We start from the raw sequence: 20293 nt of genomic DNA, 5'->3' as shown, positions 1-20293 counted from the left end.
CCCCAACGACCGGAACGGGTCGAACCCTGCCATCCCTCGCGGGAACCAAGCGTCAGGTTTTCACCACTAGAACGGCAGCTTCATTCCCGGCGGTATCGGCAGTCCCGCGGTTAGTGCCTGGGTCTTTTCCTGCATGATCTGCTCGACCTTGACCCTGGCGTCATTGTGGGCAGCGAGAAGCAGATCCTCCAGAATCTCGACCTCGTCCTCCTTGAACAGGGACGGGTCGATCTTCAGCGACTTCATCTCGAATTTGCCGGTCAGCGTCACGTTGACCAGACCGCCGCCGGCCTGCCCGGTGGCTTCCAGCGTGGCGATCTCGTCCTGCATGGCCTGGAACTTGGCCTGCATTTCCTTCGCCTTGCCCATCAGGCCGAGAAGATCTTTCATCGCGTGGTCCTCTACAAATTGATGCTGTATCAGGTTTCGTCGTCGTCCGCCGCCGGCTCGACCGGAACTTCGGCCTCGACCGCATCGGCTTCCGGTGTGTCGGGAATGCGCACGTCGATGATCCTGGCGCCGGGAAACCGTGCCAGGATGGCGGCGACGGTCGGGTCGCTCTTGGCGTCGAGAAGGGCGTTTTCGCGCTTGGTCGATTCCATCTCGGCCAGCGTCTGGCCGCCCTCTTCCTTCGACAGCGACACCAGCCAGCTGCGGCCGGTCCAGGCGCGCAATTTGGCGGTCAGATCGTTGAGCAGCATCTTCGGCGCGTCATCGGTCAGGCTGACGTCGATGCGGCCGGGCTCGATGCGCACGAGGCGCACGCAGCGCTTCACCAGCACCTTGAAGGCCATGTCGCGCTGGGCATCGGCAAGGGCGGCGATGTCGGCCAGCGACTTTACCGGCACCGGCGGCGCATCCGCGACCGGCTCCGGCGCTGCCACGAAGGCTGCCGGCATCGGCTCGGCTTCGACCAGCCGCATGGTCTGCGCGCCGCCATTGGCCGTCGGCATCCGCGTCTGCGCCACGGCACTGGCGCCGCCGCCATTACCAGGACTTACGGGACCAGGACTTGCGGGGCCTGGACTTGCAGGGCTGGGGCTTGCGGGCGCACCATTCGAGAGCGGCACGCCATTGCGCGCCGATGCTCCGCCCTCGAGCGATTTCAACGCCTCGTCCAGCGTCGGCAGGTCGGCGGCGTGCGCCAGCCGGATCAGCACCATTTCGGCGGCACTGACCGGGCGGTTCGAGGACTGCACCTCGGGAATGCCCTTCAACAGCATCTGCCAGGTCCGCGACAGCACCCTGACCGACAGCGCCTTGGCGAAATCGGCGCCGCGCCGGCGTTCGTCCTCGGACAGCGAGGCGTCGTCGAGGGCTGTCGGCACGAAGCGCAGCCTGGTGACGAGGTGGTTGAACTCGGCAAGGTCGGTCAGCACCGCGGCCGGATCGGCGCCGGTGTCGTACTGGTTGCGGAATTCGGCGAGAGCGGCCGCGACATCGCCCTTCATCACATGTTCGAACAGGTCGACGATGCGGGCGCGGTCGGCCAGGCCGAGCATGGCGCGTACCGCTTCGGCGCTGACCGCGCCGCTGCCATGGGCGATCGCCTGGTCGAGAATGGACAGCGAGTCGCGCGCCGAGCCTTCGGCCGCACGGGCGATCATCGCCAGCGCGTCGTCGTCGACCGCGATGTCTTCCTTGCCGGCGATCGAGGAAAGATGCGCGACCAGCGCGCCGGCATCGATACGCCTGAGGTCGAAGCGCTGGCAACGCGACAGGACGGTGATCGGAACTTTTCTGATTTCGGTGGTGGCGAAGATGAATTTGACGTGCGGCGGCGGCTCTTCCAGCGTCTTCAGCAGGCCGTTGAACGCCTGGGTCGAGAGCATGTGCACTTCGTCGATGATGTAGACCTTGTAGCGCGCCGACACCGGCGCGTAGCGCACGCGCTCGATGATGTCCCTGATGTCGTCGATGCCGGTGTGCGAGGCGGCGTCCATCTCGATGACGTCGACATGGCGGCCTTCCATGATCGCCTGGCAGTGTTCGCCCAGCACGGCAAGATCGACCGAAGGCTGATCGACGGTGGCGGTCTTGTAGTTGAGCGCTCTTGCCAGGATGCGCGCCGTCGTCGTCTTGCCGACACCGCGTACGCCGGTCAGCATCCATGCCTGGGCGATGCGGCCGGTGGCGAAGGCATTGGTGAGGGTGCGGACCATCGGCTCCTGGCCGATCAGTTCCGAAAAATTAGCAGGACGATATTTCCGCGCCAGAACGCGATAGGCAGCGGCCTTTTCCGTTCCCGAATTTCCGGCTTCGCTCATTCGCCAGTAAAGCTCCAAGGCCACGTCTGGGGTGGCCGATTCCTGCGCATAGTTTCGCCCGCAGGGCTTGGCGCCGTCAATGTCGCGGGAGAAAGGCGAAGAGGCGGGAGGCTGGAACAATGACCCGTTCCGGGCTCGTTAGGGCTGCTTCCTTCCGGACCTGACCCGGTTGGCGAGTGGACCGTCCACCACCAACCTCCCGTTTTCCATATCGGCAATTCGGCGATGAAATGCAAGGGCGCAGGATCAATCAGCCGAGGATGGCGCCGAAAGCTGAAACAAAAAACCCGCCTCGAGGGCGGGTCCTCGGCGCAAATCAGCACCATATTAAAATTGTTAGCATAACTGCCGGCACAAAGCAAGAACAAAATTGGCATCCTCGACGAAGCTGCCTATCTCCCCCTTGCAGCCCCTCGGCAGCCGCTTTAGCGTCCATGAAGTTTAAAAACACTATAAAAGCGAGGAAAACGCCAATGTTGCCGGGCCTTGAGGCCGGATTCACGCTGGATGCCCGGTTGGAGGCGGACAGCGAGCAGTTGATGTGGCTTGGGCTGTGCGAGTTGCGGGTGATGAACGACCGCCGCTGGCCGTGGCTGCTTCTGGTGCCGCAGCGGCCGGGCGCGGAGGAAATCCACGATTTGACGCCGCTCGACCAGGCGATGCTGACCTTCGAGACCAACATGGTGGCGCAGGCGCTGAAGAAGGTGACCGGCTGCACCAAGATCAACACGGGCGCCCTCGGCAACATCGTGCGTCAGTTGCATGTCCATGTCATCGCGCGCTCGGAGGGCGATCCTGGCTGGCCGGGTCCGGTGTGGGGCCACGGCATGCGCGAGCCCTACCAGCACCCGGACCTTCGCCGGTTTGCCGAAACGATCAAGGCGGCGCTATAAGCCTCTCCCGTGTCCATCCTGAAGTCCGAGTCTCCCATGAGCTTCCGCCTGTTTGACGCGCCCTTGCGCGAGCCAAGCCAGTTCGTCGGCTTCGCCGGCAACATGATCGACCGGCAATCCGAAAACCGCGCCGACGATTGCGTCGAAAAGGCGCTCGCCGATCCCTCGACCAGGCTCTTGCTGATGCATGGCGGCCGGCTCTTCCTGAAGCTCGGCGATGGCGGCTTCGATCCCTGGTTCGGCGCGGCCGAAAGCCAGCCGCTCCAGGCGTCGCTCGACCATGGCGTCCTGCTCGGTTTTTCCGACAGCGGCCCTGTGCTCGCCGTGCCGGCCGGCGTCGACCCCGAGCAGCTTCCCGAAACCATCAAGGCCATCGACTACCGCTCGGTCTATATGCAGGGGCTGATCGACGAGGCGGCGGCCGGCGCGATGGCGCAAGGAGCAGCGCTGCTGGCCTGGCACGCGAGCCACCGCTTCTGCGGCAAATGCGGCACCGAGTCCGAGATGCGGGCCGGCGGCTACAAGCGGCTTTGCCCGGCCTGCGGCACCGAGCATTTTCCGCGCACCGATCCAGTGGCGATCATGCTGACGGCGACGCGCGAAAAATGCCTGCTCGGCCGCGGCCGGCATTTCGCGCCGGGTATGTATTCGGCACTTGCCGGCTTCATCGAACCGGGCGAGACGATCGAGGCGGCAGTGCGCCGCGAAACGCTGGAGGAAGCCGGCATCAGGCTCGGCCGCGTCGTCTACCATGCCAGCCAGCCCTGGCCGTTTCCGTATTCGCTGATGATCGGCTGCTTCGGCGAACCGCTCAACGACGACATCCAGGCCGACCTAAACGAGTTGGAGGACTGCCGTTGGTTCCTTCGCGACGAGGTGCTCTCGATGCTGGCCCGCGAGCATCCGGGCGGCCTGATGACGCCGCCAAAGGGGGCTATCGCCTATAACCTCATTCGCGCCTGGGCCGACAGCGCATAAGACTTGCAGGGGACCAAAATGATCCGTCACACAGTGGTGTTCAGGCTGAGGCACAAGGACAATTCGGCCGAGGAGGCAAGATTCCTCGTCGACGCCAAAATACTCGCGGCGATACCGGGCGTCGAGAAATTCGAGCAGTTGCGGCAGGTCAGCCCGAAGAATGACTATCGCTTCGGCTTCTCGATGGAGTTCGCCGACCAGGCCGCCTATTCCCGCTATAACGACCATCCCGACCACGTCGCCTTCGTCCGCGACCGCTGGGTCCCGGAGGTCGCGGTATTTCTCGAGATCGATTACGAGCCGCTGACTTAGGGACGGAGTCCAATCGCTCTGAACGAACAAGTTCGCCCCCAGTAGGCATCGAGGCACATCGCTCGCAAGTCCGAGATGCGCACGGAAAGCGGATGCCCAGGGTGAACGGACCATCGACACGGCTAAAGGGCTCGCTTCGAGATGCCTGCCTTCGCCAGGAAGCTCTCGACCTCCTTCGGGATCACGGCGTGCAGTGCGCCATGGTCACGGTGATTTCCCGATCCGGGATCGCATGCAAGCCAGGGATGTGGAGGGGTTCAATCGCGATCTGGGCTGCGCCTGACCTAGTGTCGTCCGCGTTCGCGACATTTTGCGAAGTCCGAAAAATGGGATTCGATATTCGATGGGGTTTTCTTTCGAAGACAACACGTATAACGTGCATGAAGAGGTGGAGGGTGCCCGATCGGCCAAGCGGCGGTGCTGGTCTGCAGGGTTCTTTGTTGGAATCCAGCAATCCGGTCAATCTACCTTGCTTGGCGTGACCATCACAGGATGGACGCCGTGGTGACCCCCATACCATTAGAGCCAGCGCTTTCTTCTCCACGTAGGCGGATGCCGCCGAGAATGAACGTGAAGCGGGAGCCAAAGTCGGCAATCGCAAAAAATGCGGCCGTACTCGAGGCCGGTCTCGTCCTCTCGCGGCACGCCGATGAATGGCGCATCTACGACATCCGCTACGGGGATCGCGATGACGGCTGGCGGCTGAGATCCGTGCTGGCCGACGCGATCGAGGAAGAAATTCCATAAATTCCGGGCGCAGTCAGTGCCCGGAGATAGCGCAGTCAAGTGAGGTGAAAGAGGAAGGAGAGAGAGATGCTGAAGGTCACAGTTCCGGTGCTTGCCGCCGTAAGCGTCATGGCGACGTCGGTGTCGACGCCGACGCCAGCCCATGCCCACCATAATCATGATGGAGCGCTGATAGCCGGCCTCATCGCCGGTGCGGTATTGGGAGCCGCGGTCAGCGCGCGGCAGCGCCCGCGCCCGCGCTACTATTACGGGCAGCCTTTCCCCCCAGCTTATTATCGTCCGCCGCCTCCGTCCGTCTACTATTATCCTCCACCCCGGCGGCCTGCCTACTATCGGCCCTATGAACCGTACTGACGTCCGGCGAAACTGCGTCGAGATCCGTCGGTCGTCGCCTTCAACGTTGCACCCAGGATAGGAGGCTCCAGATGCACATCCTTTCACCAATCATCGCTGTCCTGATCGCCGGCGGCCTCATCAGCTTCGCCAACGCACAGCAGCCCGCGCCGGAAGATCAACAGCCTGCTGAACAGGAACCCGCGCCCCGGGATCAACAGGCCACCGGGACCGAACCATTGCCGCATCCGATTGATTGTACCTTTACCGAGGCCCGCCTCTGCAAGACAGGTTCCGGTTGCAGTGCGGCCGAGGCGCTTGGCGAGGTGCCACTGCCGGCGCGTTTTCTCATCCATTTCGAGCAGCAAATCATCGCGTCGGTCAATGCGGACGGCCTGCCGCATGTGTCCACGATCGGTGTCCTGGCTCGGTCGGGCGACAGCCTCATCCTTCAAGGTGTCGACGGGGCGACCGGCTGGACGATCCAGGGCTCGACAAGTGACGAGATGGCCTCCTTCACCGTGGCCTCGCACCATAGCGTGTTGAACGCGTTCGGAACTTGCAAAGCGATCGAGTGACATACGGATCAACGCAGCATGAGGCGCGACGGCGCGTCTGTTCGGGACGCACCCAAAGGCTTGAGCGATAGCCTTCCTCACGGCGGCGTTCGCGCCTCAAAAGCGGCCCTTCGCCGCAACCAGCAGCCGTGTCGCCGGGCCGGCCTGGATCGTCACCTTGCGTGCTCCCTGAACTGCTCGTCAATCGTGCGTGACCGCCGCAACGGAGGCGCGTAGCGCGCCGGCGAAGTCGGGATGGCTGTAGAGATCGTTGTGGCCAGCCGCTATGGCGATGTGGCTGCGCAGATCACGGGCGGCTTCGCGCAGGGGTGCCGAACGTGCCGCGGGAACGATGGTGTCGTGCTCGGCGATGATGACGGCCGTTGGGACATCGAGGCGGCGCAAAGACCCTGCCGCTTCCATGCGGTGCCGCAACAAGAGGCGCACCGGCAGCCAGGGATAGTGGTGAGCGGCGAGTTCCCTCAGCGAATCGAAGGGCGTCACCATGACGATGCCGCGCAGCGGCCGGGCCGCCGCCAGATCGACCGCAACCGAAGCGCCGAGGCTGAGGCCGATGGCGACGATGCCGGCCTTGGCATCTTTGGCCAGGTGGTCATGGGCACGCCGGGCGTCCTCGAACAGGGCGGAGGCCGACGGCCTGCCGCCGCTCGGCGCATAGCCGCGGTAGTGCAGCGCAGCGACCTCATGTTCGGGGAAGAGCTGGTGCAGCATGAGGGCAAGTGCGTCGGCATTCCAGGCGTTGCCTGCGAATCCCAGCAGGAGCGGGCGTGGCTCCGCCACCGCCTGTCCTGCCGGCAGGCGTACCAGAACGACGCGCTCGCCATCCTGCGTCGCCAGTTCGACATGGCGGGCTCCGGCCGGCAGGTCGGGTCCGAAGGCCGCAAGGCCGGACGGGAAGATCAGCCAGGACTGAAGCACATACGCGACGGCGACAACGACCGCATACAATCCAGCGACCGCGAAGGTCAGTTTCAGGAGCCACATCACAGGACTGTCGCCCGGCGCTCGTCAGCTGGCAAGGCGCTACGTCAGGACGCTGCGGAGCTCTCGATGAATGCTAGCTAATCCGCCACCTTCCATTGCTCGCGCGATTCGCTGGCCGGGTAGACGCCCAGGATCCGCATTTCGCGCGAGAAGAAGGCAAGCTCGTCGAGCGCCAGCTTGACCAACGGGTCGTCGGGATGGCCCTCGATATCGGCATAGAACAGGGTCGCCGTGAACGCACCGAGCTGGTAGCTCTCCAGCTTGGTCATGTTGATGCCGTTGGTGGCGAAGCCGCCCATCGCCTTGTAGAGCGCGGCCGGCACGTTGCGGACGCGGAAGATGAACGTCGTCATCATCTTGGCGTCGGCGGAGGGACGGTCGGCCCATCGCCTGTTCTTGGTCAGCACGACGAAGCGGGTGACGTTGCTGTCGGTGTCCTCGACATTCTCCTCGATGATGTCGAGCCCGTAGAGCGTCGCGGCCAGGGCCGGCGCCAACGCGGCCATGGTGCGGTCCTTCAGCTCGGCGACCAGCTTGGCGGCGCCCGCCGTGTCGCCGGCGACCACCGGCTTCCAGCCGTTCCTGCGGATATATTTGCGGCATTGGCCGAGCGCATGGATGTGGCTGTGCACGGTCTTGATCTCGTCGCGCCTGACGCCCGGCAAGACCATCAGCTGGAAATGGATCGGCAGGAAATATTCGCCGACGATGTGCAGCTTCGATTCCGGCAGGAGATGGTGGATGTCGGCGACGCGCCCGGCGATCGTGTTCTCGATCGGGATCATGGCGAGGTCGGCCTTGCCGGTCTCGACGGCATTGAAGGCATCCTCGAAGGTCGGGCACGGCAACGGCTCCATATCAGGGAACATGTTGCGGCAGGCGGTGTCGGAATTGGCGCCCGGCTCGCCCTGGAAGGCTATTTTGTTGGTTTTTTCAGGCATGCCAAATGTCTCGGATTGACCAAATGTCTCAGGTTGAAAGGATGGTTCTGGCGCGTTCGAGGTCGTCCGGCGTGTCGACGCCGAACGGCGCGGACTGCACGATCTCGGCGTCGATGCGCATGCCGGCCTCCAGCGCCCGCAACTGCTCGAGCTTCTCGCGCCGTTCCAGAGGCGACGGCTTCAGCGCGACGAAGCGTTCGAGCGCGGCGCGGCGGTAGGCATAGAGGCCGATGTGGTGATAGAGCGGCCCCTCGCCCCAGGGTGCCGTGGCGCGGGTGAAATAGAGCGCCCGCAGCCGTGTCTGCGACTGCGGCGAGCCGACGATCTTGACGACATTCGGATTGGTCTTTTCCTCGTCGCGGACGATCTCGATGCCGAGCGTGGCGATGTCGACGGCCGCATTCTCGAAAGGCCTCAGCGCGGCATTGATGATGTCGGGATCGATGGTCGGCAGGTCGCCTTGCACATTGACGATTGTTTCGACCTTGCGCCCGGGATCGAGCGTGGTCAGTGCCTCGAAGATGCGGTCGGAGCCCGATTCGTGATCCGCCCGCGTCATCACCGCCTCGAAACCGTGCGCGCGCACCGCTTCGGCCACGCTTTCGGTATCGGTGGCGACCACCACCCGGCCAAGTGCGGCATCGGCGGCGCGGCGGGCGACATGGACGATCATCGGAGCGCCGGCGATGTCGGCCAGCGGCTTGCCCGGCAGGCGGGTCGAGGCCATGCGGGCCGGGATGAGGATGAGCGTGGACATCGGGATGGCGAAGCGTTCGAAAAGAGGACGGGAAAAGTGGCAAAAGGTCTCACTGGAAGCGCCCTTATAGGTGTTGCAACGCCAGAGCAAAAGACCTAGTTTCCGCCCGATTTGACCGCCTCGCGAGGTGGTTCACGATTACCGACGGACGGAGTGGACGGATCGGTCCGCCGGAAAAGGGAGCCTGGGGCGTATGGACTCTTTCGAAATCAACAAGCTGATCGGCGGGCTGCTGGGAACCGTGTTCGTCATCTTCTCGGTCGGCATCGTGTCCGACGCGCTGTTCGCCTCCCCCACCCCGGAAAAGCCCGGCTTCGCCATCGAGGCGGCCGAGGAGCCCGCCGAGGGCGGCCCGGCAGCCCCGGCCGCAGAAGCCAAGCCGATCGCCGACCTGCTGGCCAACGCCAATGCCGAAGCGGGTGCCGCCGTGTTCAAGAAGTGCCAGGCCTGCCACTCCGGCGAGAAGGGTGGACCGAACAAGGTCGGCCCCGATCTGTGGGACATCGTCGACCGACCTGTCGCCGAGCATGCGGGCTTCGCCTATTCGGGCGGCATGAAGGAGTTTTCCAAAGACGGCGCCGAGAAGTGGACCTACGACAATCTCAACCACTTCCTCACTTCGCCGAAGAAGCTCGTGAAGGGCACGGCGATGAGCTTCGCCGGCCTGCCGAAGGACGAGGATCGCGCCAACGTCATCGCCTATCTGCGCACGCTGTCGGATAGTCCCAAGCCGCTGCCGACGCCTGGCGCTTCAGCCGACAACGCAGCCGCGCCCGCCGAAGGTGAGGCGCCGGCCAAGCCGGCAGAGGGTGCAGCGCCGGCAGAGGGCGAGGCGCCAGCGGCGCCGGCCGCGGGTGAAGCACCCGCAGCCCCTGCCCCGGCCCAATAACGCAATTGTCATGACAGCATCCCCTACAGCGCCGCGCGTCCTTTTGGGACGCGCAAAGGACGCTGTAGGACTTTGATTTTGCGCATGATCCTTTTCTGAAAATCGATTCCGATTTTCAGGGTCATGCGCTAAAAAGCCGGGTTGAACCCGGCTTTTTTTGTTAGGAAAAGCGCATGTGCGGCGACAAAGCCGGCCTGTCGCGGTTTTCATAGGCGTCAAATGATCTAGATTGTCCGCTGACAGCTATCGCTAAGAGGAGAAGGCATGACGGTTGGCCGAACGTTTCTCAGATCGATGCTGGTTGTGGCCGCTATCGCCGGCGGCCTGCAGGCAGCGTTCGCGGACGAATGGCGCACCACCTCGTCGCTGATCGGCGAATCCAAATATGGCGACAACTTCCAGCACTACGACTACGTCAATCCGGACGCGCCGAAGGGCGGCACGCTGAATTCGGTGGCACCCGGCACGTTCGACAGCTTCAATCCCTATATCGTCCAGGGTTCCTTCGCTGCCGGCTTCGTCCCGTTCGGCGGCGGGCTGCTCTACGACACCCTGATGGAGCAGGCGACCGACGAGGGCAGCGTCAGCCACCCGCTGATTGCCGATGCCTACAAACATCCTGACGACTATTCCTCGGTGACCTACCGTCTCGACCCGCGGGCGAAGTGGCATGACGGCAAGCCGATCACCACCGACGACGTGATCTGGTCGTTCCAGGTGCTGAAGGCCAACAGCCCGCAATACAGCCGCTATTTCGAGAACGTCACCGATGCCGTCGCGATCTCCGACCGCGAAGTCGAATTTCATTTCGACCAGAAGGGCAATAGGGAGCTGCCGAAGATCCTCGGCGACCTCGTCGTGCTGCCGAAGCACTGGTGGGAAGGCACCGACGCCAAAGGCAAGAAGCGCGACGTCACCAGGCCGACGCAAGAGCCGCCGCTGGGGTCCGCCGCCTACAAGATCGCCAGCTTCAAGCCGGGTTCGGAAATCGTCTGGCAGCGCGTGCCCGACTACTGGGCCGCCAAGCTGCCGGTGAAGATCGGCCGCGAGAATTTCGACACGCAGCGTTTCACCTATATTCTCGATGAGAACGCGGCCTGGCAGGCGTTCACCAAGGGTGGGCTTGAGGACATCAACGCGGAAAACAGCTCCAGACGCTGGTCGACCGCCTATAATTTCCCCGCGATCAAGCAAGGCGACGTCATCAAGAAGGAATTCAAGACCGAATCGCCCGAGCCGATGCAGGGTTTCGTGCTCAATCTGCGGCGCCCGCAGTTTCAGGATAGACGCATACGCGAGGCGCTGACCAACGTTCTCGATTTCGAAAGCATGAACCGTACGCTGTTCTTCGGTCTCAACACCCGAACGAGCAGCTATTTCCAAGGCACGGAACTGGCATCGAGCGGCCTGCCGCAAGGCAAGGAGCTGGAAATCCTCGAGCAGTATCGAGACAAGCTGCCGCCAGAGCTGTTCACAAAGGAGTTCAAGCTGCCGGTCTACGATTCCCCGCAGGCCGAGCGCAAATACCTGAAGGCTGCGGTCGATCTCTTCGCTCAGGCCGGCTGGGTCATCAAGGGCGGCAAGATGGTCAACGCCGAGACGGGCCAACAGTTCAAGCTGGAAGTCCTCGGACGAGACCCGAGCGACGAGGTGATCGCCAATCCCTATGTCGACAATTTGCGCAAGATCGGTATCGATGCGGCGCTCCGCATTGTCGACCCCAGCCAATATGTGAACCGCACCCGCAGCTTCGACTTCGACGTGGTGACGGGGATGTTCGGACAGTCGGATTCCCCCGGCAACGAGCAGCGCGATTTCTGGAGTTCGAAAGCCGCCGATGCGCCTGGTTCCCGCAATCTGATGGGCATCAAGGACCCGGTGGTCGACGCGCTGGTCGACCGCGTCATCTTCGCCACCGACCGCGACGATCTGGTTGCCGCCACCCATGCGCTCGACCGGGTGCTGCTGTGGAGCTACTATGTGGTGCCGCAATGGCACAGACCGGTGGTCTGGCTGGCCTACTGGAACAAGTTCGGCATTCCCGACAAGCAACCCGCCTATGTCGGCGCCGACATCAATTCCTGGTGGATCGACAAGGACAAGGAAAAGGCGCTGGCGGCAAAATACAAGAGTGGCAATTGATGGCGGCGCTGCCCCGCCGCGACTTTCTGGCCCTGGGCGGCGCGGCCGCGGCGGCGGCACTGCTGCCCGGCCGGGCCTTTGCCACCATTCCGACCGGCGTGAAGCTGCACGGCCTGTCGGCCTTCGGCGATCTCAAATATTCCCCAGGTTTCACGCATTTCGACTACGTCAATCCGGACGCCCCCAAAGGCGGCGGGATGAATTTCGCACCGCCGAACGCCACCTTCAATCAAAGCTTCCTGACCTTCAACACGTTGAATTCTCTGGTGTTGAAGGGGGATTCTCCGCCGCGCACCGAACTCTGTTTCGATTCGCTGATGGCAAGCGCGCTCGATGAGCCGGATGCGGTCTATGGCCTGCTTGCAGAGTCCGTTACCTTATCGCCGGATCGCAATGGCTTCCGCTTCAGCCTGCGTCCGCAAGCGCGCTTCCACGACGGCTCGCCATTGACGGCTGAGGATGTTGCCTTCGCGTTGAAGCTTTACAAGGACAAGGGCCATCCGAACCTTTCCCAAGCGTTGCGGCATATGACGGAAGCGGTCGCGGTCGATCCGGTTACCGTCGACCTCACCTTCGACGGCAAACAGTCCGCGCAGAATATCCTTGCAGTCGTCGTAATGCCGATCGTGTCCAAGGCCTTTTATACGGTCAACGAATTCGATGCCTCGACGATGAAACCGCCGCTCAGCTCCGGACCATACAGAGTGGGGCGCGTGGCGGCCGGACAGACTATCGAATATGAACGCGTCGCCGACTATTGGGGCCGCGATCTGGCCGTGAACCGCGGCCTCTACAATTTCGACCGCATCCGTATCGACTTTTATCTCGATCGCCAGGCAGCGTTCGAAGCCTTCAAGAAAGGCGACACGCATTTTCGCGAGGAATTTACAGCGCGGGTATGGGCGACCGGCTACGACTTTCCGGCGCTGAAGGACGGCAAGGTCGTCAAACGGGAGTTTCCCGGCGAGAAGTCGCCTGACATGCAGGCTGTCGCGCTGAACCAGCGCCGGCCGCAATTCCGCGATGTGCGCGTCAGACGGGCGATCGCCTATTGCTTCGATTTCGAATGGACCAAGCGGGTTCTGTTTTACGGTGCCTACGAGCGCTCGCAATCGAACTTCGAGCGGTCGGATTACAAGGCCGAGGGCCTGCCCTCGCCCGAGGAATTGGCCCTGCTGGAACCGTTCCGGGCCGAGTTGCCGCCGGAAACCTTCGGCGAACCGGTGATGCAGCCTGTATCCGACGGCTCCGGCCACGACCGCAAGCTGCTGCGCGAGGCTTCGAGACTGCTTGCCGAAGCCGGCTGGAAGCGAGCCGGCAATTTCGTCGTCAATGAAAAGGGCGAGCGACTGCGGGTGGAAATGCTGGCCGAGGACGATGGCATCGTTCGCCTTTTTGGCCCGTGGTCCGAGAATATGAAGGCGATCGGGATCGACGCCTCGATCCGGCAGGTCGATTCCACGCAATACGAAGCGCGGCAGAGCGATTTCGACTTCGATTTCAACATGCTCCATTGGTCGATCGGGGCGACGCCCAGTGCCAACAGCCTGGAAATCCTCTATGACTCCCGGATGGCGAAAACGCCGGGCCAGCGCAACTATCCCGGTACGGAAAGCAAAGCCATCGACGCGCTGATCGAGGCAGCCGGCAAGGCGCAGAGCCGGATCGAGCTGGTCACGGCGCTCAAGGCACTCGATCGGGTCTTGCGCGCGCGGCTAGACTGGATTCCAACATATCACCTCGCGAATCACCGAGCCGCCTATTGGGACATGTTCGGCTTTCCCGAGCAGAAGCCCGATTTCGGCTTTCCGGTCGAGACGCTGTGGTGGTTCGACAAGGACAAGGCGGCAAAAATTGGCAAAGCCTGAGATTTTCGCCCAAGCAAGGCAGAGGGCCTGATGGGCGCCTACATCCTGCGCCGCATCCTGCTGATGATCCCGACCCTGTTCGGCATCATGGCAATATCCTTCGCCGTCATCCAGTTCGCTCCGGGCGGACCGGTCGAGCAGGTCATCGCCAGGCTGACGAACCAGGGCGGCAGCGACCGCCTCGGCGGTGGCGGTGGCGATGCGGGCGGCAGCACTTTCGATGCGGCCGGCGACGTCAGTTCGAAATATCGCGGCGCGCAGGGGCTCGACCCCGAATTCATCGCCAAGCTGGAAAAGCAGTTCGGCTTCGACAAGCCACCGCTCGAGCGCTTCGGCATGATGCTGTGGAACTATATCCGGTTCGATTTCGGCGACAGTTATTTCCGTGACATTTCGGTGATCGATCTGATCCTGGAGAAGATGCCGGTGTCGATCTCGATCGGGCTGTGGATCACGCTCCTGTCCTACCTGATCTCGATCCCGCTAGGCATCCGCAAGGCCGTCAAGGACGGCTCGGCATTCGACGTCTGGACCAGCGGCGTCGTCATCGTCGGCTACGCCATCCCGGGCTTCCTGTTCGGCATCCTGCTGATGGTGCTGTTTGCCGGCGGATCGTTCTATGACTGGTTCCCGCTGCGCGGCATCACCTCCGACAATTGGGACCAATTGTCCTGGCCGGCGCGGATCGTCGACTATTTCTGGCACATGACCTTGCCGCTGACCGCGCTGGTGCTGTCGGCCTTCGCCACCACGACGCTTCTGACCAAGAATTCGTTCCTCGAGGAAATCCGCAAGCAGTATGTGGTGACCGCGCGCGCCAAGGGCCTGTCGGAACGGCAGGTTCTCTACGGGCACGTCTTCCGCAACGCCATGCTGATCGTCGTCGCCGGCTTTCCAGGCGCCTTCATCTCGGCCTTCTTTACCGGCTCGCTGCTGATCGAGAACATCTTTTCGCTCGACGGCCTCGGCCTGCTCGGCTTCAGGTCGGTGGTCGAGCGCGACTATCCGGTGGTGTTCGCCAATCTCTACATCTTCTCGCTTCTTGGCCTGTTTGTCGGGCTGCTGTCCGACTTGATCTATACCTGGGTCGACCCGCGCATCGACTTCGAGCGGAGAGACGTCTGATGACGGATACCGCAGTCGAAACGGCACCGGACCGGATTGCCCGACCCTGGCTGTCGCCGCTCAACAAGCGGCGCCTGCAGAACTTCAGGGCCAACCGGCGCGGCTATTGGTCGTTGTGGATATTCCTCGTACTTTTCGTGTTGTCGCTGTTTTCCGAATGGATCGCCAACGACAAACCGGTCCTCGTTTCCTACAAGGGCGAGATCCTGTTTCCGGTCGTGGTCGCTTATCCCGAGGAGAAGTTCGGCGGCTTTTACGCGGTCACCGACTATCGCGACCCGGTCATCCAGGACGAGATCAATGCCCATGGCTGGATGATCTGGCCGCCGATCCGCTACTCCTACCGGACCGTCAACAACGCCATCCCCGAAGCGGCGCCCACCAAGCCGTCCTGGCTCTATGACGCCAAGACACGGTGCAACCAGTATCCGCAAGGTGCCGCCGACCCCAATTGCGTCGTCGGCAACTGGAACTGGCTGGGCACCGACGACCAGGCACGCGACGTGCTGGCGCGCGTCATCTACGGGTTCAGGGTCTCGGTGCTGTTCGGCCTGATCCTCACCGCCGGCTCGGCGCTGATCGGCGTGACGGCCGGCGCTCTGCAGGGCTATTTCGGCGGCTGGACCGACCTTCTGTTCCAGCGCTTCATAGAAATCTGGTCGGCGATCCCGGTGCTCTATCTCTTGCTGATCGTCGCCGCCATTCTGCCGCCCGGCTTCTTCATCCTGCTCGGGCTGATGCTGCTGTTCTCCTGGGTGGCGCTGGTCGGCGTGGTGCGGGCCGAGTTCCTGCGCGCCCGCAACTTCGAATATGTCAACGCGGCCCGCGCGCTCGGCGTGTCCAACGGCACCATCATGTTCCGGCATCTGTTGCCCAATGCCATGGTGGCGACGCTGACTTTCCTGCCTTTCCTGCTCAGCGGCTCGATCTCGACGCTGACATCGCTCGATTATCTTGGCTTCGGTCTGCCGCCCGGCTCGGCCTCACTGGGCGAGCTCCTGAAGCAGGCCCAGCGCAATCTCAACGCGCCGTGGCTGGGCATTTCCGGCTTCGTCGTCATCTCGCTGATGCTGTCGCTGCTGGTTTTCGTCGGCGAGGCGACCCGCGACGCCTTCGATCCGCGCAAGACGTTCCGATGAGCGAAGCCCTCCTCTCCATCCGCGACCTCAGCGTCGCCTTCGCGCAGGAAGGCCGCCAGTCGATGGCTGTCGACCACGTCTCGTTCGACATCGCCAAGGGCGAGACGGTGGCGCTGGTCGGTGAATCCGGCTCCGGCAAGTCGGTCACGGCGCTGTCGGTGCTGAAGCTGCTGCCCTATCCGGCCGCCAGCCATCCGTCAGGGAAGATCCTGTTCCAGGGCGCCGACCTGCTCGCCACCGACGAGAAGGAATTGCGCCGCGTGCGCGGCAACAAGATCACCATGATCTTCCAGGAGCCGATGACCTCGCTCAATCCACTGCACACGATCGAGCAACAGATCGTCGAGGTGCTGGCGCTTCACCAGGGCCTGGGAGACCGCCAAGCCAAGGCGCGCACCCTGGAGCTGCTCAACGAGGTCGGCATCCGCGAGCCGGAGAAGCGGCTCGACGCCTATCCGCACCAGCTTTCCGGCGGCCAGCGCCAGCGCGTCATGATCGCCATGGCGCTGGCCAACGAACCGGAACTGCTGATCGCCGACGAGCCGACGACGGCGCTCGACGTCACCGTGCAGGCGCAGATCCTCGAACTGCTTGCGGAGCTGAAGAACCGCAAGGGCATGTCGATGCTGTTCATCACCCACGATCTCGGCATCGTCAGGAAGATCACCGACCGGGTCTGCGTGATGACGAAGGGCAAGATCGTCGAGACCGGACCGACGAAAGACATCTTCGCCAACCCGCAGCATACCTATACACGGCATCTGCTTGCCGCCGAACCGAAGGGCAAGCCGCCGGCGGCCAACCATGCCGCCAAGCCAGTGATGACGGGCCAGGACATCAAGGTCTGGTTTCCGATCAAAAAAGGCTTTTTCCGGCGCACCGTCGACAATGTGAAGGCGGTCGACGGCATCGACGTCACCGTGCGCGCTGGCCAGACGCTGGGCGTTGTCGGCGAATCCGGGTCGGGCAAGACGACGCTCGGCCTGGCGCTGGCCAGGATGATCTCGTCGACCGGGACCATTCGGTTCAACGGACGCGACATCAACGAGCTGACTTTCAACGCCATGCGGCCGCTGCGACGCGAGTTGCAGATCGTCTTCCAGGATCCGTTCGGGTCCTTGAGCCCGCGCATGTCGGTTTCCGAGATCATCGAGGAGGGGCTGAAGATCCACGAGCCGAAGCTGTCGCCCGATCAGCGCGACAGGCGCATCGTCGATGTGCTAGGGGAAGTCGGGCTCGATCCCGCCACGCGCAACCGCTATCCGCACGAATTTTCCGGCGGCCAGCGCCAGCGTATCGCGATCGCCCGCGCCATGGTGCTCAATCCGCGCTTCGTCATGCTGGACGAGCCGACCTCGGCGCTCGACATGAGCGTGCAGGCGCAGGTGGTCGATCTGCTGCGCAGCCTGCAAGCCAAGCACGACCTCGCCTATCTGTTCATCAGCCACGACCTGAAGGTCATCCGCGCGCTTGCCAACGACGTCATCGTCATGCGCAATGGCAAGATCGTCGAGGCCGGCCCATCCGAACAGATTTTCGAGCGGCCGCAGACCGACTATACCAAGGCGCTGATCTCGGCCGCGTTCAGGATCGAGACGGCGCCGGTCGGCATCGTCAGCGAGTAATGGCCTGCCCATGCCTCCCGAAAATCGGAATCGATTTTCGTTGAGGATTATGCGCAAAATCACAGTGCTACGGCATCCTTCGCGCGTCCGGGAGACGCGGGCGCCGTAGGTAAAAAGGAAAAAGAATTCGCAATGGAAAAAGGCCGTATCCTGCTTGCCGTCACCGGCTTTCATCCGCAGCGCTGGCGTGAATTGCTGTCGGCGGAACGCGAGGTGGCGCTCGAGCCGGACGGCGCCAGCGATCCCTCGATCACCTATGCGGTGGTCTGGAAGCAGCGGCCGAACCTGCTGTCGGCGCTGCCCAATCTGCGCGCCGTCTTTTCAATCGGCGCCGGCGTCGACCACATCTTCGCCGATCCCACATTGCCCGACGTGCCGATCGTCAAAATCGTGGCCGACAACCTTACCCAGTACATGACCGAATATGTCGTCTGGCGAGTGCTCGATCATCACCGCCAGGGCATGCTCTACCGGTCGCAGCAGAAGAAGAAGATCTGGCACGAGCCGCCGCAACGTCCGGCCAGCGACATCTCCGTCGGCATCATGGGGCTCGGCACGCTTGGCCGCGCAGCGGCGTCGGTGCTTTTGTCGCTCGGCTTTCCGGTCAATGGCTGGTCGCGCAGCGACCGGTCGATGAAGGGCGTTTCGACCTATTCGGGCGAGGCTGGGTTGATCCCGTTCCTCAACGCCACCGACATTCTGGTGGTGCTTTTGCCGCTGACGCCGCAGACGCAAGGCATCGTCAATTACGGCGTGCTGAAGGAGCTGAGGAAACGCAACGGCCTCGGCGGCTCGGTGCTGATCAATGCCGGGCGCGGCCGCCTGCAGAAGGATGCCGACATCGTGCGCGCGTTGGAGGACGGCACGCTGAAGGAAGCGAGCCTCGACGTGTTCGAGGTCGAGCCGCTGCCGAAGACCAGTCCGCTATGGAGCCACCCGAAAGTGTTCGTGACGCCGCATGCGGCGGCGACCTCCGACCCCGTGCATCTGGCGCCGATCATGCTGCGCCAGATGGCCGCCTTCGAGCGCGGCGAGAAGCTCGAGAACGTCGTGGATCGCGACGCGGGGTATTAACCCGTCAGGCCGAGCTTGTTTGGCTTGGCCGGCTTGCCACATTCGCGGCGGGCCATCGAACGGTTCATGGCATCGATCTCGCCGCGCGCCCGGTCGGAATCGCGCTTGCTTTTCGAGCGCATATCAGGCGTGAACGGGCCGAAGCCCATTGCCGGATTGGAGAAGGACGGCTTGGCGTCCACCGGCAGGCGGTATTGCTGCGCCAACCCGTCGCGCTGTGCCAGCAATTGGTCGCAGGGCACGCTGTCGTACTGCAGCGAGGATCGGACGTCCGCGTCCTGCCGTTCGGACATCGAGTTGCCGACGCAGCCGGCCGATGCCAGGCAAGATGCCAAGACCAGTATGTTCCAGCGCATGGGACGTGCTCCGTGTCGACGTTCTGCCTTCGATCGGGATGGTCGCATCAGTCGGGCATGCGAATCGGGCTTTTTCGCAGCCGCTACCACCAGCGGCGCGGATGCGATCGATATCTCCTGCCTATGCAGGTGTCAGCAGCCACTTGCAACAGGCTTCCCGCGCCGGAATTAATGCCTATCTTGGAGCCATGCGCGCCAGAGACCTGCTTCATCCCCGGCCCGAGGGCCTCTATTGCCCACCCGGCGACTTCTTCATCGACCCGGTGCGGCCGGTCAACCGGGCGCTGATCACGCACGGCCATTCCGACCATGCCCGTTCCGGCCATCGCTTCGTGCTGGCGACAAGGCAGACGCTTGATATCATGGAGCTGCGCCATGGCGAGGGTCATGCCGGGGCGACGCAAGCGGCAGCACTCGGCGAGACGATTGCCGTGAACGGCGTCAGCGTCACCTTCCATCCGGCCGGCCATGTGCTCGGCTCGGCGCAGATCGCGGTCGAGCATCAGGGCACGCGCATCGTCGCGTCGGGCGACTACAAGCGCCAGAGGGATGCGACGTGCGAGCCGTTCGAGCCGGTCAAATGCGACGTGTTCATCACCGAGGCGACCTTCGGCCTGCCGGTGTTTCGTCATCCGCCCGACACCGGGGAGATCGCCCGCCTGCTGAAATCGGCCGCGCAGTTTCCCGAACGCGCGCATCTGGTCGGCGCCTATGCGCTCGGCAAGGCGCAGCGCGTCATGCGCTTGCTGCGCGATGCCGGCCACGACAGGCCGATCTACATACATGGCGCGCTGGCCAAACTCAGCGACTACTATCAGAGCCAGGGCATCGACCTCGGGACGCTGGAACCGGCGACCGTTGAAAGCGGCGGCAAGGACGATTTCTCCGGCGCCATCGTCATTGGCCCGCCCTCGGCCTTCGCCGACCGCTGGGCGCGGCGCTTTCCCGATCCGATCTCGTGCTTCGCCTCCGGCTGGATGCGCATCCGCCAGCGCGCCAAGCAAGGCGGCGTCGAGCTGCCGCTGATCATTTCCGACCATGCCGACTGGGAGGAGCTGATCGCCACGATCAAGGAAACCGGTGCCGAGGAGATCTGGGTGACGCATGGCCGCGAGGAAGCCCTGGTGCGCTGGTGCGAACTCGAAGGCATCACCGCCAGGCCGCTGCATCTCGTCGGCTACGAGGACGAGGGCGATTGAGGATGGAGACGGCAATCGCCGGTATCGCGCCCTACGGCGCCCCCCTCTGTCCTGCCGGACATCTCCCCCACTTGGGGGGAGATTGG

Annotated in this window: 20 protein-coding genes and 1 other RNA gene; 14 read left to right on the top strand and 7 right to left on the bottom strand. The window is 63.3% G+C overall.

The window, feature by feature from the left end:
- Positions 1-66: 66 nt before the first annotated feature.
- The 3 genes from E5X88_RS24985 to ffs form a co-directional block, all read right to left on the bottom strand.
- Positions 67-390: a YbaB/EbfC family nucleoid-associated protein gene (locus E5X88_RS24985; RefSeq protein WP_292166020.1), complete on the bottom strand. Its 324-nt coding sequence runs from the start codon at positions 388-390 to the stop codon at positions 67-69.
- 29 nt (positions 391-419) lie between these two features.
- Positions 420-2267: a DNA polymerase III subunit gamma/tau gene (locus tag E5X88_RS24980; protein ID WP_292166019.1), complete on the bottom strand. Its 1848-nt coding sequence runs from the start codon at positions 2265-2267 to the stop codon at positions 420-422.
- A gap of 103 nt (positions 2268-2370) precedes the next feature.
- Positions 2371-2467, bottom strand: an RNA gene (gene ffs / locus E5X88_RS24975) — signal recognition particle sRNA small type.
- Positions 2468-2740: 273 nt separating this feature from the next.
- Here ffs and E5X88_RS24970 point away from each other — a divergent pair.
- From E5X88_RS24970 to E5X88_RS24945, 6 genes are all read left to right on the top strand, one after another.
- A complete protein-coding gene (locus E5X88_RS24970) occupies positions 2741-3160 on the top strand; it encodes an HIT family protein (RefSeq protein WP_292166017.1) in 420 nt (139 codons plus the stop codon).
- Between the two features lie 36 nt (positions 3161-3196).
- Positions 3197-4138 (top strand): NAD(+) diphosphatase, encoded by a 942-nt coding sequence (nudC, locus tag E5X88_RS24965; protein ID WP_292166016.1) that lies wholly within the window; start codon positions 3197-3199, stop codon positions 4136-4138.
- A gap of 18 nt (positions 4139-4156) precedes the next feature.
- The gene (locus E5X88_RS24960; protein WP_292166014.1) at positions 4157-4450 is read left to right on the top strand and encodes a Dabb family protein; all 294 of its coding nucleotides are present in this window, start codon (positions 4157-4159) and stop codon (positions 4448-4450) included.
- A gap of 564 nt (positions 4451-5014) precedes the next feature.
- Positions 5015-5197 carry a hypothetical protein gene (locus E5X88_RS24955; RefSeq protein WP_292166012.1) on the top strand — a complete coding sequence of 61 codons (183 nt, stop codon included), beginning with the start codon at positions 5015-5017 and terminating at the stop codon, positions 5195-5197.
- A 66-nt stretch (positions 5198-5263) separates the two neighbouring features.
- Positions 5264-5551, top strand: coding sequence for a hypothetical protein (locus tag E5X88_RS24950; RefSeq protein WP_292166010.1), 288 nt, complete (start codon positions 5264-5266; stop codon positions 5549-5551).
- A 71-nt stretch (positions 5552-5622) separates the two neighbouring features.
- The gene (locus E5X88_RS24945; protein WP_292166008.1) at positions 5623-6108 is read left to right on the top strand and encodes a hypothetical protein; all 486 of its coding nucleotides are present in this window, start codon (positions 5623-5625) and stop codon (positions 6106-6108) included.
- Between the two features lie 180 nt (positions 6109-6288).
- Here E5X88_RS24945 and E5X88_RS24940 read toward each other — a convergent pair whose 3' ends face one another.
- The 3 genes from E5X88_RS24940 to E5X88_RS24930 all read right to left on the bottom strand — a co-directional run bounded on the left by E5X88_RS24940 (position 6289) and on the right by E5X88_RS24930 (position 8790).
- On the bottom strand, positions 6289-7092 hold the full coding sequence (locus tag E5X88_RS24940) for a hypothetical protein (protein WP_292166006.1): 804 nt from the start codon (positions 7090-7092) through the stop codon (positions 6289-6291).
- A gap of 77 nt (positions 7093-7169) precedes the next feature.
- Positions 7170-8033, bottom strand: coding sequence for a prephenate dehydratase (locus E5X88_RS24935; RefSeq protein ID WP_292166005.1), 864 nt, complete (start codon positions 8031-8033; stop codon positions 7170-7172).
- 28 nt (positions 8034-8061) lie between these two features.
- The gene (locus E5X88_RS24930; protein ID WP_292166004.1) at positions 8062-8790 is read right to left on the bottom strand and encodes a 3-deoxy-manno-octulosonate cytidylyltransferase; all 729 of its coding nucleotides are present in this window, start codon (positions 8788-8790) and stop codon (positions 8062-8064) included.
- Between the two features lie 193 nt (positions 8791-8983).
- Here E5X88_RS24930 and E5X88_RS24925 point away from each other — a divergent pair, with 193 nt between their 5' ends.
- The 7 genes from E5X88_RS24925 (at position 8984) to E5X88_RS24895 (ending at position 18652) form a co-directional block, all read left to right on the top strand.
- Positions 8984-9679 (top strand): cytochrome c family protein, encoded by a 696-nt coding sequence (locus tag E5X88_RS24925; protein ID WP_292166002.1) that lies wholly within the window; start codon positions 8984-8986, stop codon positions 9677-9679.
- 264 nt (positions 9680-9943) lie between these two features.
- Positions 9944-11821 carry an extracellular solute-binding protein gene (locus E5X88_RS24920; protein ID WP_292166001.1) on the top strand — a complete coding sequence of 626 codons (1878 nt, stop codon included), beginning with the start codon at positions 9944-9946 and terminating at the stop codon, positions 11819-11821.
- Entirely contained in the window at positions 11821-13689 is a 1869-nt protein-coding gene (locus E5X88_RS24915) for an extracellular solute-binding protein (RefSeq protein WP_292165999.1), read from the top strand. The genes E5X88_RS24920 and E5X88_RS24915 overlap by 1 nt, the downstream gene beginning before the upstream one ends.
- A 30-nt stretch (positions 13690-13719) precedes the next feature.
- Positions 13720-14814, top strand: a complete 1095-nt coding sequence (locus E5X88_RS24910) for a microcin C ABC transporter permease YejB (RefSeq protein WP_292165997.1) — start codon at positions 13720-13722, stop codon at positions 14812-14814.
- On the top strand, positions 14814-15953 hold the full coding sequence (locus E5X88_RS24905) for an ABC transporter permease (protein WP_292165995.1): 1140 nt from the start codon (positions 14814-14816) through the stop codon (positions 15951-15953). Before E5X88_RS24910 ends, E5X88_RS24905 begins: the two co-directional genes overlap by 1 nt.
- Positions 15950-17578: an ABC transporter ATP-binding protein gene (locus E5X88_RS24900; protein WP_292165994.1), complete on the top strand. Its 1629-nt coding sequence runs from the start codon at positions 15950-15952 to the stop codon at positions 17576-17578. The genes E5X88_RS24905 and E5X88_RS24900 overlap by 4 nt, the downstream gene beginning before the upstream one ends.
- 132 nt (positions 17579-17710) lie before the next feature.
- Entirely contained in the window at positions 17711-18652 is a 942-nt protein-coding gene (locus tag E5X88_RS24895) for a glyoxylate/hydroxypyruvate reductase A (RefSeq protein ID WP_292165992.1), read from the top strand.
- Here E5X88_RS24895 and E5X88_RS24890 read toward each other — a convergent pair.
- On the bottom strand, positions 18649-19008 hold the full coding sequence (locus E5X88_RS24890; RefSeq protein WP_292165990.1) for a hypothetical protein: 360 nt from the start codon (positions 19006-19008) through the stop codon (positions 18649-18651). The genes E5X88_RS24895 and E5X88_RS24890 overlap by 4 nt on opposite strands.
- Before the next feature lie 188 nt (positions 19009-19196).
- On the opposite strand from E5X88_RS24890, the gene E5X88_RS24885 reads away from it, so the two are divergent.
- Entirely contained in the window at positions 19197-20207 is a 1011-nt protein-coding gene (locus E5X88_RS24885) for a ligase-associated DNA damage response exonuclease (protein ID WP_292165989.1), read from the top strand.
- The last annotated feature ends 86 nt before the right edge of the window (positions 20208-20293 follow it).

It is taken from the genome of Mesorhizobium sp., assembly GCF_004962245.1.
In the GTDB taxonomy this organism is placed as follows: domain Bacteria; phylum Pseudomonadota; class Alphaproteobacteria; order Rhizobiales; family Rhizobiaceae; genus Mesorhizobium.
The sequence above is the reverse complement of the archived record's forward strand: the minus strand, read 5'-3'. Positions and strand labels throughout refer to the sequence as shown.